Raw genomic sequence first — 15,250 nt, forward strand, 5'->3', positions numbered from 1 at the left:
TTCAGTGCTGTATAATAACGGAGACAAAGTCTGATCTTAAATGATTCCGGGTGTATTCCACCCTTTTGTTTCCGAATATCAATTTACGCTATCATAAGGTATACTCACATTGACTTTTCGGATTGACGTATGTAATCTTAAATTGCAAATAATGCGCAGATTAGCTATGTTTTGCATATGATTATGAAAAAAATGGAGATTAGAGATTATGGCTGAAATGGATTATTGGTTTAGCGATATGCATACAAATAATGTAAAGATAAGCATTCGTCTTGCAAAGCAGCTTTTCTCCGGTTCAAGCGAGTTTCAGAGAATAGATGTATTTGATTCACCTGAATTTGGCAAGTTTCTTACTTCCGACGGTAACATTATTTTTTCTGAAAAGGACGAATTCCCTTATGATGAGATGATAGTTCATGTGCCGATGGCGGTTCATCCCAAAGTTCAAAGAGTCCTTGTCCTTGGCGGAGGTGACGGCGGTGTTGCCAGAGAGCTCAGTCACTATGATGAGATCAAGGTTATAGATGTGGTTGAGCCGGACAGCATGTTCGTGGATGTATGTAAGCAGTATTTTCCTGACAATGCCTGTGGTCTTGATGATGACAGGGTTCATATCTATTACCAGGATGGTCTTAAATATCTTAGAAAATGTGAGGATATGTACGACCTTATTATAAATGATGTAACTGAACCACTTGGACACGAGGCAGGACTTTTCACCAAAGAATTCTACGGAAGCTGCTACAAGGCACTTCATGATGATGGAATCATGGTTTATCAGCACGGAAGTCCTTTCTATGATGAAGATGAAGAGAGCTGCAGAGCGATGCACAGGAAGGCTTACAGAGTATTCCCCATAAACAGGGTTTATCAGGCACATATTCCTACATGTCCTGCGGGATACTGGCTCTTTGGTTTTGCAAGTAAAAAGTATCATCCCCTTAAGGATTTTAATCCTGACAGATGGGAAGAGAGAAATATTAAGACTTGGTATTATACAACACATCTTCATAAGGGAGCGTTTATGCTGCCTAAGTATGTTGAGGACCTTCTTCAGGAAGAAGAGGATATGTCTAGATAACCCCTCATCCGCCCTACGGGCACCTTCTCCCCAGAGGGGAGAAGGCAATAATAGTATTCCCCCAGAGGGGAGAAAGCAATAATAGTCTTCCCCCTTTGGGGGAAGGTGGCGCGAAGCGCCGGATGAGGGAAAATTAGGAGGATTAAAAATGAGTAGATTATTAGTTATTGGTTGCGGCGGTGTAGCACAGGTTGCAATCCAGAAGTGTGCACAGAACAGCAAAGTTTTCACAGAGATGTGCATTGCATCAAGAACAGTTTCAAAGTGTGATGCTCTTAAGGAGAAGCTAGAGAAGGCAGGAACACCTGTAAAGATTACCACAGATACTGTAAATGCTGATGATGTAGAGGATATCAAGAGAGTTATTAACAGCTACAAGCCTGATGCTGTGCTTAATGTGGCACTTCCTTATCAGGATCTTACAATCATGGATGCATGTCTAGATTGCAAGGTTGATTATATTGATACAGCAAATTATGAGCCCGAGGATACAGACGATCCCGAGTGGAGAGCTATCTATGAGAAGCGCTGCAAGGAAAAGGGCTTTACTGCATATTTCGATTATAGCTGGCAGTGGGCTTATTTTGACAAATTTAAGGAAGCAGGTCTTACAGCTCTTCTTGGAACAGGTTTTGACCCAGGCGTAACATCAGTATTTACTGCTTATGCTAAAAAGCACTATTTTGATGAGATTCATTATATCGACATTATGGATTGTAACGGTGGTGACCACGGCTATGCTTTTGCTACCAACTTTAACCCTGAGATCAACCTTCGTGAAGTAAGTGCAAACGGAAGTTACTGGGAGGATGGCCACTGGGTTGAGACTAAGCCCATGGAGATAAAGAGAGAGTACGATTTTGCTCAGGTTGGTAAAAAGGATATGTACCTTCTTCATCACGAGGAGATCGAAGCTCTTGGCAGAAACTTCCCTGAGGTTAAGAGAATCCGTTTCTTCATGACCTTTGGTCAGAGCTATCTTGACCACATGAGATGTCTTGAGGATGTTGGAATGCTTTCAACAAGTCCTGTAATGTTCGAGGGAAGAGAGATTGTTCCTATTCAGTTCCTTAAAGCACTGCTCCCGGATCCTGCAAGCCTTGGCCCCAGAACAGTAGGTAAGACAAACATTGGCTGCATCTTCAGAGGCATTAAGGATGGCAAAGAGCGTACAATCTATATCTACAATGTATGCGATCACCAGGAGTGCTACAAAGAACTAGGAAGCCAGGCAATAAGCTACACAACAGGTGTTCCTGCTATGATCGGTACAGCTCTTGTTGTAACAGGTCAGTGGAAAAAGCCGGGCGTATTCACAACAGATGAGTTTGATCCCGATCCTTATATGGAGATGCTTAATGAGTACGGACTTCCCTGGGTAGTGGAAGAGAATCCTACACTTATTGACTGATATTGCTTGGATTAGAATAAATAGATTTTTGAAGTTTACTAATTCATAAAATATGAGCACATTAAAAGGCGCAGAACATTGGCTTCTGCGCCTTTAGTAGCTTTATATTTGAATAACTATTACTCTTTAAATACCTTATTAAGAGCTCGCATAACATCACTAGAAAGGAAAGGCTTGATTACGAAGTCCTTAGCACCTTTTTTTAGTGCAAGCACGATCATTGGTTCCTGTTTCTGGTCAGAACACATAATGACCTTTGCTTTGGGGTCAAGCTCCATAACATGAGTAAGAGCGTCGATTCCATTCATTACAGGCATATTAATATCGAGAATCAGAAGATCAGGCTTTTTTTCTTTATACATATCAATTGCCTGCTGACCGGTTGTGGCTTCCCCAACGATCTCATATTTTTCCTTATCAAGAGCCGATTTAAGCATTTCTCTCATGAAGGTTGTGTCATCTGCTATAAGAATTCGTTTACGCATATTTACCCCCGTATGCTAGAATACGTTAGTAGGTTTAAATTTATATAATAATTATTGCAACAAATCGGTTGAAAGTACAATAAAAAATCGTTAGAAATTTATTAATAAAAAATAAATTTTACAAAGGAAAGTTTATGGAAGAACAGTTTTCTAGACTTGAAAATTTAGTTGGCAGCAATGCGCTGATTTCACTGAAAAACGCGAGAGTTGCAGTGTTTGGGGTAGGCGGTGTCGGCGGCTATGTCTGCGAGGCACTGGTAAGATGCGGTGTTGGTGCTTTTGATCTCATAGATAGCGACACTGTGGCAGAGAGCAATCTTAACAGACAGATAATTGCCCTTCACAGCACTGTTGGGAAAAATAAAGTAGATGTGATGAAGGAGCGTATGCTTGATATCAATCCGGAGATTAAGGTTGATGTACATAAATGTTTTTATCTTCCTGAAAATGCTGATGATTTTGATTTTTCAAAGTATGACTATATCGTTGACTGCGTTGACACGATAACTGCCAAGATTGAGATCATTAAAAGAGCAAAGGAACTTGGGATTCCTATTATTAGCGCCATGGGCGCAGGAAATAAGCTTGATCCTTCGAGGTTCAAGGTGGCTGATATTTATAAGACCAGCATTTGTCCTCTTTGCAGGGTTATGAGAAGGGAGCTTAAGAAAAGGAATATCAAAAATCTTAAAGTGGTTTATTCTGACGAAGAGCCTATAGAAAGTAAGCTTTATGATGAAGAGCGCCATAAGGCTATTCCCGGAAGCAGCGCTTTTTGTCCTTCTGCCTGCGGCCTTGTAATTGCCAGTGAGGTATTTAAGGATCTGATAAACAAAGAGTAAGCGCCTGCATTAATATAAGCTAAGAATATTGATTTTTTATAAGTAATAAGGATTAACAGAAAATGAGATTTGATGAACTAAAAACACCTGTCTATGTAATTGATGAGCAAAAGCTTTCGAAGAACTGCAGCATATTAAAGGATATTCAGGATAAGTCAGGAGCTAAGATTCTTCTTGCACAGAAGGCTTTTTCAGCCTACAGTACTTATCCGCTTATTGCAAAATACCTGACAGGTACCACGGCATCGGGACTTTTTGAAGCCAAGCTTGCATTCGAGGAGTTCCATGAAAAAGGAAAAACCGGGGACAAGGAGGTTCATGTTTTTGAACCTGCCTTTCATGATGATGAGATGGAAGAGGTGTGCGGTATTGCTGACCATCTTGTATTTAACTCAATAAATCAGTTAGAGCATCACAGAAAAATCTGGGAGCGCAGCTGGAAGGAAGGAAAGCTATCTGTCGGGCTTCGTGTTAATCCTGAGTTTTCCACTCAGGAAGGTCATGAAATCTATGATCCCTGTGCACCGGGATCAAGGCTTGGAATAAGACTCTGCGATATGCCGGATAATCTACCTGAAGGCGTAGAAGGACTTCATTTCCATACCTTATGTGAACAGGGCTTCGAACCCTTAAGGGATACCTTTTATGAATTTGAGAGGAAATTTGGAAAGTACCTTCCGCAGAAGGCGAATTCAGGCGCTTCTGATAAAGGTGCAACCTGTACATCCGCCTTAAAATGGATAAATATGGGCGGTGGTCATCACATAACAAGGGATGACTATGACAGAGAAGGTCTGATAGAGCTTGTTAAATACATAAGAGAGACATACGATATCGAAGTTTATCTTGAGCCGGGAGAAGCTATAGCTCTTGATGCAGGATACCTTATTACCACTGTTATGGATATTGTAAAGACTGAGAAGTATCCCGTGCTTATTCTTGATACCTCTGCTGCCTGCCACATGCCTGATGTTCTCGAGATGCCCTACAGGCCGCCGCTTAGAGATAGCGGTGAGCCCGAAGAAAAAAAGTATACCTACAGACTTTCTTCCAGAACCTGTCTTGCGGGGGATGTAATAGGAGATTACAGCTTTGATGCGCAGCTTAATATTGGGGATCGTCTTGTTTTTGAAGATATGGCGATTTACAGCATGGTAAAAAACAATACCTTCAACGGAATGCCACTTCCCGACATAGCTTTGATGCATGATGAAGGAAACTGTGAGCTAGTAAAATCCTTTGGATATGAAGACTTTAAAATGAGGCTTTAATATGTTAGAATCTTATGCAGTATAAACGGAGGTAGAAATACTATGAAAAATGTAACAGTTTTAGATCATCCCCTGATCGAGCATAAACTTTCAATTCTCAGAGATAAGCACACAGGAACAAAGCTTTTCAGAGAGCTTGTTAGTGAGATCGGTGCATATCTTATCTATGAAGCAATGAGAGATGTTGCTTTAGAGAAAACAACTGTTGAGACACCTTTGAAAACAATAGAGATGGGCAGACTTAACGAGGATAATTATGCATTTGCTCCTATCATGAGAGCAGGTATGGGAATGCTTGACGGCGTTCTTAAGGTTATCCCTAATGCAAAGATTGCTCACGTAGGTATGTACAGAGATGAGACAACCTATGAACCTGTTAATTATTTCTTCAAGGCTCCTGAGGATATCGGAGACAGAGAAGTAATTATTCTTGATCCCATGCTTGCAACCGGCGGTTCTGCATGTGATGCAATCGAGCTTTTCAAGAATAAGGGCGTTAAGAAGATGCGCTTTATCTGCCTTATAGCAGCTCCCGAGGGACTTGAGAAGGTTACTTCAGAGCATCCTGATGTACCGATTACATGTGCACATATTGATGATTTCTTAAATGAGAATCGTTATATCGTTCCCGGCCTTGGTGATGCCGGTGACCGTATCTTCGGTACAAAGTAAGATTTACGATTTAAATATGAATGCGTCTGTAAGGCGCATTCATAATTTTTATCTGCAAAAAGAAGGAAAGCTGGAACCTTGTCACGGAAGTTCCAGCTTTTTTGAAGAAAAGTGTTTTGTGTGTTTTGTGTTTATGAGGGGTTAATAGTTACTTTTTATGAAGGGGTTATTCAAGAGGTTCATCTCTTGATGTTTTTATAATACAGGTAAAAAGTTAAGGAAAAGTGTTTTAATTGTGTTTAAACTGTGAAATCGAAAGAGGAATTTTGACACGCTATGAGTTTGAAAAATGCAGTATTTCCCGCTGACCTGGGATACACGATGCCCGCAGAATACGATATACACGACGCTACGCTTATGATATGGCCGCAAAGGCCCGGAAGCTGGGGGAAAAACAAGGATAAAGCAAGAAAAGCTTTCTGTGAAATCTTTTCACAAATTGTGAAATGTGAAAAATTATATGTCCTTGTAGGCGCAGATGAAATCGATGAAGCAAAAGAGCAGATTTTTGATGCCTGTGGTGCATTTAAAGAAAATGTGCATATTATTCCTATGGAAACCGATGATTCCTGGGCTAGAGATGTGGGCCCCACCTTTGTGAGAAACGCAAAGGGCGAGATTAGAGGAATTGACTGGTGCTTTAATGCCTGGGGCGGCGAATTTGACGGACTATATGCTTCATGGGATAAGGATGATGCTGTTGCAAAAAGCTTTTGCGATATTCTTGGAGTAGAAGCTTTTGATGCACATCCCTTTGTTCTTGAAGGCGGGTCTATTCACTGTGACGGAGAAGGCACTGTTATGGTCACGGAGAGTTGTCTTCTTAGTAAAGGAAGAAACCCTGAGCTGTCAAAAGAAGAGATTGAGCAAAAGTTAAAGGATTATCTCGGAGCGCAAAAGGTTTTGTGGCTTCCCTATGGTATCTATAATGATGAGACCAACGAACATGTAGATAACGTATGTGCTTTTACTGCTCCCGGTGAAGTAGTGCTGGCTTGGACTGATAATAAGGATGATCCGCAATATGAGATGTCCTTAAAGGATCTTGAATATCTTGAAAAGGAAACTGACGCAAGAGGCAGGCACCTTAGAATACATAAGCTTTATGTACCTGATACGCCTGTTACCTGCACTCAGGAGGATATAGATAATTACATATTTGAAGAGGGCGAGGATGAACGTGAGCCCGGAGAGAGACTTGCTGCCAGCTATGCCAATTTCTATTTTACAAATACCTCTGTACTTGTTCCGCAGTTTGGTGGAGAGAATATAGAAAGTGACAGGCGTGCAATCGAAACCATGACAAAAATATGCAAAAACAGGAAGATTATTCCCATTGATACAAGGGCGATTCTTCTTGGGGGAGGAAATATTCACTGCATAACCCAGCAGATACCTGCACCTGTCAGCAATATGAGGCGGAAGATAGTGAATTTTGATTAGTTTCATAAGTTTAAAGTAACGGCAATATAGCGTTTATTTAAAAAAAACGGGAGGATGAAAATGCTAAAGGATAATACATCAGTAACTGTTGCAGCTATTCAATTCGCTTGTGGTAAGGAAGCCTATAATGATCCTGAAATATCCGATCTTGAACTTGTACATAAGAATATTAGAAAAGCCGAAAAATTTGTGAGAAAGGCAGCATCTCAGGGTGCTCAGATCATACTTTTATCAGAGCTTTTCGAAAGACAGTATTTCTGCCAGGAGAGACGCTACGACTATTATGATTTTGCTACTCCTGTGGAGCAGAATCTTGCGGTTCAGCATTTCAGAGATGTTTGCCGAGAACTATCAGTAGTAATGCCTATCAGCTTCTATGAACGTGAAGGTAACGTAATGTATAATTCCGTTGCCATGATTGACGCTGACGGAGATATTCTCGGTGTTTACAGGAAAACACATATACCTGATGACCATTTCTATCAGGAGAAATTCTATTTTACTCCCGGAGACAGTGGATTTATCGTATTTGAAACAGCTTATGGAAGAGTTGGCGTTGGAATATGTTGGGATCAGTGGTTCCCGGAGACCGCAAGATGTCTTGCGCTTCAGGGAGCAGATATCATACTTTATCCCACAGCCATTGGCTCTGAGCCTATACTGAATGTTGACAGTTCAGGACACTGGCAGAGAACCATGCAGGGACATTCTGCAGCCAATATCATTCCTGTAGTTGCCGCTAACAGAGTTGGAATTGAGAACGTCACACCCTCAGAAGAGAACGGAGGACAGCTTTCATCACTTAATTTCTACGGTCACAGCTTTATGACAGATGAGACAGGCGATATTTTAAGGCAGGCAGGCAGCTCGTCTGAAGAGATTATTATGGCTGTTTATGATTTTCATGAAATCAGAATGAACAGACTTTCCTGGGGACTTTTCAGAGACAGAAGACCTGAGTGTTATGGTGAGATTTCCCAGTAAAGAGGCGGATGCTTTATCACATTAAAGCGATGCTCTTTTCATTAATGTAATGCTGGTATATAATTCGATAGTTGTACTTTAATATTTCTTTTTATTTTGAGGTTTTATATGACACTTATTGACGGGGAGAAGAATGGCGTTTACCTTGTCAAAGGGATGAACGTCGAACAATCTGTCTTTCAGATGAGGCTTAAGTCAATCGGAGTTACCGATGGTTCCCGTATAAAGGTAATTGGTAAAAAAGAACATGGCGGTCTTATAATTCAACTTGGTAAGAAACAGATTGCATTATGTAGAAACTTAGCTTCCGGCATTGTTGTAGAATTTGAGAAAAAAGAATTTTCGGAAGTTATGTAAATAAATATTGGAGAGATTATGGCACAGAAGATTAGAACAAGATATGCTCCCAGCCCTACAGGAAGGATGCATGTCGGTAATTTAAGAACAGCACTCTATGCTTATCTTATTGCTAAGCATGATGGAGGCGATTTTATCTTAAGAATCGAGGACACAGACCAGGAGCGTTATGTTGAGGGTGCTACTGAGATCATTTATCGCACTCTTGAGTCCGCAGGTCTTGTTCATGATGAAGGTCCCGATAAGGATAAGGGCGTAGGTCCTTATGTTCAGAGTGACAGACAGAAGGAAGGCATATATCTTAAGTATGCAAAAGAGCTTGTTGAAAAGGGTGAAGCATATTACTGCTTCTGCACACCTGAGAGACTTGCTACACTTACTCAGGTTATCGATGGTAAAGAGGTAAGTGTATATGATAAGCATTGCCTGAACCTCAGTAAAGAAGAGGTTGAAGCAAACCTTGCTGCAGGCATGCCTTATGTTATTCGCCAGAATAACCCCAGAGAAGGATCTACAACCTTCCATGATGAGCTTTACGGAGACATCACAGTTGATAATTCAGAGCTTGATGATATGGTACTTATCAAGTCTGACGGATATCCTACATACAATTTTGCTAATGTAGTTGATGATCACCTTATGGGTATCACTCATGTTGTAAGAGGTAATGAGTATATTTCTTCATCACCCAAGTACAACAGACTCTATGATGCATTTGGATGGGAAGTACCAAAGTACATCCATTGTCCTCTTATCACAGATGAGGATCATCATAAGCTCAGTAAGAGAAGCGGACATTCTTCTTTTGAGGATCTTATCGAGCAGGGCTTCCTTCCTGAGACAGTTGTTAACTTCGTTGCACTTCTTGGTTGGTCACCTGATGACAATACAGAGATCATGAGCCTTAAAGAGCTTGTTGAGAAGTTCGATTACATGCGTATTAACAAATCTCCCGCAGTATTCGATTACACAAAGCTCAGATGGATGAACGGCGAGTATCTTAAGGCTATGGATGATGATAAGTTCTATGAGCTTGCACTTCCTTACATGCAGGAAGTTATTAAGAAGGATTACGATTTCCATAAGATCGCAGCTATGATAAAGACCAGAATTGAGATTTGGCCCGACATTGCTGATATGATTGATTTCTTCCAGGAAGTTCCTTCTTATGAGACTGAGATCTACAAGCACAAGAAGATGAAGACCGATGAGGAGTCATCTCTTGCAGTTCTTAAGGACTTAAAGCCTATTCTTGAAGCTCAGAGCGATTACAGCAATGATGCGCTGTATGCTGCACTTCAGGATTACATCAAGGCTAAGGAATACAAGAACGGATATGTTCTCTGGCCTATCAGAATCGCTCTTTCAGGAAAAGCTATGACACCCTGCGGAGCAACCGAGCTTATGGAAGTAATCGGTAAGGAAGAGACATTAGACAGACTTAACAAGGCTATAGAGAAGCTTGAATCAAAATAAAATGACAGGTAATCCCGCACAGCTCCGTGCCATAGAGCACGGAGAAGGTGCTGCTTGTGTCATAGCGGGACCGGGTAGCGGTAAGACCTTTGTTATAATCAGGCGAGTCATAAGGCTCATCGAAAAGGGAGTAAGTCCCGGAAATATATTGGTAATAACCTTTACCAAGGCTGCAGCCATAGAAATGCAGCAACGTTTCACTAAAGAAACAAATTCCATGTATCCAGAGGTTCTCTTTGGAACATTCCACTCATGTTTTTTTCAAATTTTACAGCAAAGCGGCGGCAGATGTGGCAGCTCTGTTACTATTATGCGCGAATCTGATAAGTACAATATTCTAAATCATGTACTTAAGGAATTGCAGGTACGAGAAAAGCAAAATAAAGTAAGCATCGATTATGACAAGGAGACTATAAGACTTATTTTGTCAGAGATTTCCAAGGTTAAAAACGATGGAGAAAGTCCCACGGCTGCTTCAAAGGACGTACCTTTGTACGAGTTTTTTCCTGAAATCTATAGAGAATATGGTCTGTTTATGAAGGAACAGTCTCTTATTGATTTTGATGATATGGTACTTATGTGCCATGAGCTTCTTTGCAAAAACAGAGATGTATTAAAGCTTTGGCAGGACAAATTTAAGTATATCCTTATTGATGAATACCAGGATATAAACAGAATGCAGTTTGAGGTGGTAAAGCTGCTTATTGGAAAAAATGAAAATCTTTTCGTTGTGGGTGATGATGATCAGTCAATTTACGGCTTTAGAGGATCAAGACCTGAGTTTATGCTTGAGTTTAAGAAGCATTTTCCAAGGGCAGATGAGATTATCCTTGATATAAATTACAGATGTGCATCGAGTATTCTTGATGGAAGCCTTAAGGTCATCGAAGAAAACAGTATCAGGTTTAAAAAGAACATTAAGGCAGGTAGCGGCATAAAGGGACAGATAGGCGGACTTAGCTTTGAAGATAAGGATTCTGAGTATAAGTTTATTGCAGATAAGCTTAAGGATTTAAAGCTTAAGGAGACGGCAATTATTTTTAGAACCAATACCGAAGCAACAGGCATGGCCAAATTTCTGATAAACAGAGAAATTCCCTGCTCCTACAAAGAGAAAATAACGCTATTCCATGAAAAGAACGGAGTCAGTGATGTGATCGCATACCTTAATTTTGCATGTGGAGGAGGCAGGAGGAGTGATTTTCTAAAGATCATGAATAAGCCTGTAAGATATATCACAAGGGAAAGCCTTAGCGAAGATATTGTTGATCTTAATTCGCTTTCCTCATACTTCATCAAAAAAGGTAGAATGAGTACCGCGGATTCCGTTAAAAAGCTTCAACGTGATATAAGGATGATAAGGTCCCTCAGGCCATATTTTGCCATTCACTACATAAGGAATGTTCTTGGTTTTAACAAGTATCTAAAGGATAAGTACCTGTCAGATAAAGCAAGGCTGGATGAAATAATGAGCGATCTTGATGAGCTTATGGAAATATGCAGACATTTTGAAAACTTTAATGAATTTTCCGAGTATATAAATGAACAGGAGAAGATTAAAGAAATTTCAAAGCAGAAGGATTTTGTAAATAAAGAGGGGGTTAGAATCATGACGATGCATGCTTCAAAGGGACTTGAATTCAGAAATGTTTTTATCCCTGACATTAATGAGGGAATAATTCCATCCAGAAGAAGCGTGTCCATGGCTGAAATAGAGGAAGAGAGAAGGATGTTCTATGTGGCAATGACAAGAGCTAAAGAGAATCTTTATCTTAGCTATGTGAAAGGTTCAAAAGATAACCCATCTATGAGATCAAGCTTTTTAAGGCCTTTGTATGAATATTTTAAGGATGACAAATAAGGATTTATAAGGCGGGAAAAGCAAACATTACTGATATTAGGTCTCTGTATTCCTGCGGTCTGTTTCTGCTTTTGACCGGAAGAAGGCATAGTTTTCTTCGTGTTTTTGTAATATAATAAACGTATATTTGTAGAACTTTGGTGAGCGTCAAAATTATTTGCCATTTACTGTAACTTAATTATGGGGGAAAGAATGTTATGAAAAAGAACAATTTAAGGATATTTGCAATTACTCTAACTGCATCAGTTCTGGCATTTACTGCTGCCTGTGGCGGAAGCTCCTATGATAAAAACAGCTATGAGTCCTCTTATGCCACAGAATCAGCCGGAGCATCAGATGGCTTCTATGGTGATGAAGCAGTTGAATTATACGAGGAAGAAGCTCCGGGAAGCAGTTCTAACAATGCCACTGAGATAACAGAAGAAAATGCGGAGTCCAATAAATCAAACAGAAAGCTTATTACAAATATAAATGTTGATGTTGAGACTCAGGAATTTGATTCACTTGTAAAATTCATCAAGGAAAAGACAGAGCAGCTTGGCGGCTATATCGAAAGCGAGAGCATAAATAATAACAGCTATAACTCACAAAGCGAACGATATGGTTCTCTTACCTTAAGGATTCCTGAGGCTAAGCTTGACAGTTTTATGACCTCCGTTGATGAAAAGAGTCACATCAAGAATCAGAACAGAAATGTTAAGGATGTAACTCTTACTTATGCTGACCTTGAAGGCCACAAAAAGGCCCTTCTTAAAGAGCAGGATCAGCTCCTTACTCTTATGGAGAAAGCAGAGTCAATTGAGGATATCATTACAATTCAGGATAAGCTCACAGATGTTCAGTATCAGCTTGAATCCATGGAATCACAGCTTAGAACCTTTGATAATCAGGTAAGCTATAGCACGGTTGTCATGAATATTGATGAGGTTATTGAGTACACACCTGATGCGCCCAAGACCTTCTGGGAGAAGGCTACAGAAGGCTTTGTTGACAACTTTGCGGCTGTAGTTGCATTCTTTGAAGCGCTTCTGCTTGCAATTATTACTCATATACCTACACTTATCGTACTTATCGTTATTTTGATAATTGTTATAATTATAGTTAAGATATGCGAAAAGAAGGCAAAAAAGAGGAGAGCAGAGAAAATGGCAAAAAATGCAGCTATGTATCAGAATATGGCACAGCCTCAGATGAAGCCTATACAGCCTAACGTTTCACAACCTCAGGAAGCACCAAAGGAAACTCCTGAAGATAAGAAATGATAGTTAATAATTTAGCGTTTTTTTATAATTAGTTCATTGTAATTAAATATCACAATTGCTATGATTTGAACAGACATATAAAGGGGGAAACCTTATGATACATGAGGTCCTCGCAGAATATCGAAGCAAGGAAGACCGGTACTTCGAGCTCTGTGAAAAAGATATCGTAAAAACTAATATGTCAGTTCAAAGAAAGATGTCCATCGTAGTAGCGGCCATCTTTTTAGCCATGATTATAATTTCGAAGGTAATAATCAGAGGGTTTATTATACACTCTCTTTATTACCTTCTATTTGCTTTTATTATTGCATTTTTCATTACCAATCAGATACTTGTTAACAAAAAGCTGTCCTTTAAGGCATGCCGGAGAGAGAGCCTTGTCGCCTATGGAATACTGTATCTGGGATGTATTTTTATCGATTCAATGACAGCAGGTCCCGAGACGCCATCAGTTCTGTTTCCGTTCTTTTTGATTATTTTTGTAGCCATATATATCGATAGGCTTAAGATTTATATTCTTTTTGAATTTACACTCAGCGTCATTTTCTGTGTACTGGTTGTTATAAATAAAGTGTCATTTTTCTATTCAAGAGATGCATTCCAGATATTTACTTCACTTATCGTATCCGGAATCGTCGCTGTGCTTATACAAAAGCTAAGAATAAGCATGGCACTTAATAATGCTGAGCTTGAACAGTTAAGTGAAAAGGCGGCTGAAGCAGAAGCGGAAGCTATAGCTGCCAACAGTGCAAAGAGCCAGTTCTTATCTCAAATGTCACACGAGATCAGAACTCCCATTAATGCGATTTTGGGAATGAATGAGCTGATCATAAGAGAATATGATGATGATAATCTGCTTAAGTATTCCCATAATATAAAAAGTGCAGGAAATACGCTACTTTCCCTTATAAACGACGTTCTTGATTTCTCAAAGATAGAAGCAGGAAAGATGGAGCTTTACAACGTAGAGTATGATCTGGCCGGTACTATCGCTGAGCTGATCAGCATGGTTGATGAGAGAGCAAGAAATAAGGGACTTGATTTACAGATCACAGTTAACGAAGAGATGCCTCATCTCCTTTATGGGGATAACGTAAGACTTAAACAGATTATTCTGAATATCCTTACCAATGCCATAAAGTATACGGAAAAGGGCTCAATCCACATGGATGTTGATTATATATCCAGTGGGCACCTTGATATAAACGGCACAATCGGACTTAAGATATCAGTTTCCGATACGGGTATTGGTATCAGAGATGAGGATATGACAAGGCTGTTCAGTCCCTTCGAGAGATTAGAGGAAGTCAGAAACAGAAATGTCGAAGGTACCGGTCTTGGAATGAGTATCGTCCAAAAGCTTTTGGCACTTATGAATTCAGAGCTGATGGTTCGAAGTGAATATGGTAAAGGTTCAACATTTTCCTTCACTGTTCAGCAGGAAACAAGAAGCTGGGATCCTATAGGTGATTTCCATGAGACCTATGAAAAGCTGATAAAGAGCGAAGATAATTACAGACAGCTATTTGAAGCTCCTGAAGCGAAGATACTTATTGTTGATGATAATGAGATCAACCTTGTGGTTACAAAGAGTCTTATTCAGGATACAAAGATACAGATAGTAACAGCCACAAGCGGTAAAGAAGCACTTAAGATATGTGATGAGCAGGAATTTGATCTACTTCTTATTGACCACAGGATGCCCGGAATGGACGGTATGGAAATGCTGTGGAGACTTAGGAGTAACGAGAAGTCGCCTAACTGCAATAAGCCCTGCGTAGTTCTTACAGCAAATGCATTCTCAGGTGCAAGAGAAGTTTACAAGAATTCAGGCTTTGAAGATTACTTAAGTAAGCCGATAATAGGCGATGCTCTTGAAAAAGTACTTTTAGAGCTTTTGCCTTCGGATAAAGTAATTAAAACGGACGGTAAGGATTATAAGAAACATATTCCTACCAAATCTGTTAAATATGAACCCTCGATGGCACAGGTTAAACCTGAGACCATCGTTGATATCAGAGAGGACTATTCGGATGATCCTGATCTGTACGCAGCTATCGGGCTTCTGATGAAGAGAGCAAATATAATTGCCAAAGAGTCCTAAA

13 protein-coding genes are annotated in these 15,250 nt (G+C 40.0%); 12 read left to right on the forward strand and 1 reads right to left on the reverse strand.

Features of this window, described 5'->3' with window-relative positions:
- Positions 1-217: 217 nt before the first annotated feature.
- Positions 218-1,081 (forward strand): polyamine aminopropyltransferase, encoded by an 864-nt coding sequence (gene speE, locus G610_RS0102505; protein ID WP_026494717.1) that lies wholly within the window; start codon positions 218-220, stop codon positions 1,079-1,081.
- Positions 1,082-1,229: 148 nt separating this feature from the next.
- Positions 1,230-2,492, forward strand: coding sequence for a saccharopine dehydrogenase family protein (locus tag G610_RS0102510; protein ID WP_026523522.1), 1,263 nt, complete (start codon positions 1,230-1,232; stop codon positions 2,490-2,492).
- 119 nt (positions 2,493-2,611) lie between these two features.
- On the opposite strand, the gene G610_RS0102515 is transcribed toward G610_RS0102510, so the two are convergent.
- The gene (locus G610_RS0102515; RefSeq protein WP_026523523.1) at positions 2,612-2,977 is read right to left on the reverse strand and encodes a response regulator; all 366 of its coding nucleotides are present in this window, start codon (positions 2,975-2,977) and stop codon (positions 2,612-2,614) included.
- A gap of 134 nt (positions 2,978-3,111) precedes the next feature.
- Between G610_RS0102515 and G610_RS0102520 the strand changes: the two genes are divergently transcribed.
- The 10 genes from G610_RS0102520 to G610_RS21930 all read left to right on the forward strand — a co-directional run bounded on the left by G610_RS0102520 (position 3,112) and on the right by G610_RS21930 (position 15,249).
- Positions 3,112-3,819, forward strand: coding sequence for a tRNA threonylcarbamoyladenosine dehydratase (locus G610_RS0102520; RefSeq protein ID WP_026523524.1), 708 nt, complete (start codon positions 3,112-3,114; stop codon positions 3,817-3,819).
- A 62-nt stretch (positions 3,820-3,881) separates the two neighbouring features.
- Positions 3,882-5,090 (forward strand): carboxynorspermidine decarboxylase, encoded by a 1,209-nt coding sequence (nspC, locus tag G610_RS0102525; RefSeq protein ID WP_026523525.1) that lies wholly within the window; start codon positions 3,882-3,884, stop codon positions 5,088-5,090.
- Positions 5,091-5,132: 42 nt separating this feature from the next.
- Positions 5,133-5,762, forward strand: a complete 630-nt coding sequence (upp, locus tag G610_RS0102530; RefSeq protein ID WP_026523526.1) for a uracil phosphoribosyltransferase — start codon at positions 5,133-5,135, stop codon at positions 5,760-5,762.
- A 276-nt stretch (positions 5,763-6,038) separates the two neighbouring features.
- Positions 6,039-7,205 carry an agmatine deiminase gene (gene aguA / locus G610_RS19435; protein WP_051197511.1) on the forward strand — a complete coding sequence of 389 codons (1,167 nt, stop codon included), beginning with the start codon at positions 6,039-6,041 and terminating at the stop codon, positions 7,203-7,205.
- 54 nt (positions 7,206-7,259) lie between these two features.
- The gene (gene aguB, locus G610_RS0102540; protein WP_442852363.1) at positions 7,260-8,189 is read left to right on the forward strand and encodes an N-carbamoylputrescine amidase; all 930 of its coding nucleotides are present in this window, start codon (positions 7,260-7,262) and stop codon (positions 8,187-8,189) included.
- A 108-nt stretch (positions 8,190-8,297) separates the two neighbouring features.
- The gene (locus G610_RS0102545; protein ID WP_026523528.1) at positions 8,298-8,546 is read left to right on the forward strand and encodes a FeoA family protein; all 249 of its coding nucleotides are present in this window, start codon (positions 8,298-8,300) and stop codon (positions 8,544-8,546) included.
- A gap of 18 nt (positions 8,547-8,564) precedes the next feature.
- On the forward strand, positions 8,565-10,022 hold the full coding sequence (gene gltX, locus G610_RS0102550; protein WP_035796734.1) for a glutamate--tRNA ligase: 1,458 nt from the start codon (positions 8,565-8,567) through the stop codon (positions 10,020-10,022).
- Entirely contained in the window at positions 10,009-11,883 is a 1,875-nt protein-coding gene (locus G610_RS0102555; protein WP_155830937.1) for an ATP-dependent helicase, read from the forward strand. Before gltX ends, G610_RS0102555 begins: the two co-directional genes overlap by 14 nt.
- 197 nt (positions 11,884-12,080) lie before the next feature.
- Entirely contained in the window at positions 12,081-13,145 is a 1,065-nt protein-coding gene (locus G610_RS19440; protein ID WP_051197512.1) for a DUF4349 domain-containing protein, read from the forward strand.
- 94 nt (positions 13,146-13,239) lie between these two features.
- The gene (locus G610_RS21930) at positions 13,240-15,249 is read left to right on the forward strand and encodes an ATP-binding protein (protein WP_051197514.1); all 2,010 of its coding nucleotides are present in this window, start codon (positions 13,240-13,242) and stop codon (positions 15,247-15,249) included.
- The last annotated feature ends 1 nt before the right edge of the window (position 15,250 follow it).

It is taken from the genome of Butyrivibrio sp. MB2005, assembly GCF_000424285.1.
Lineage (GTDB): Bacteria > Bacillota > Clostridia > Lachnospirales > Lachnospiraceae > Butyrivibrio.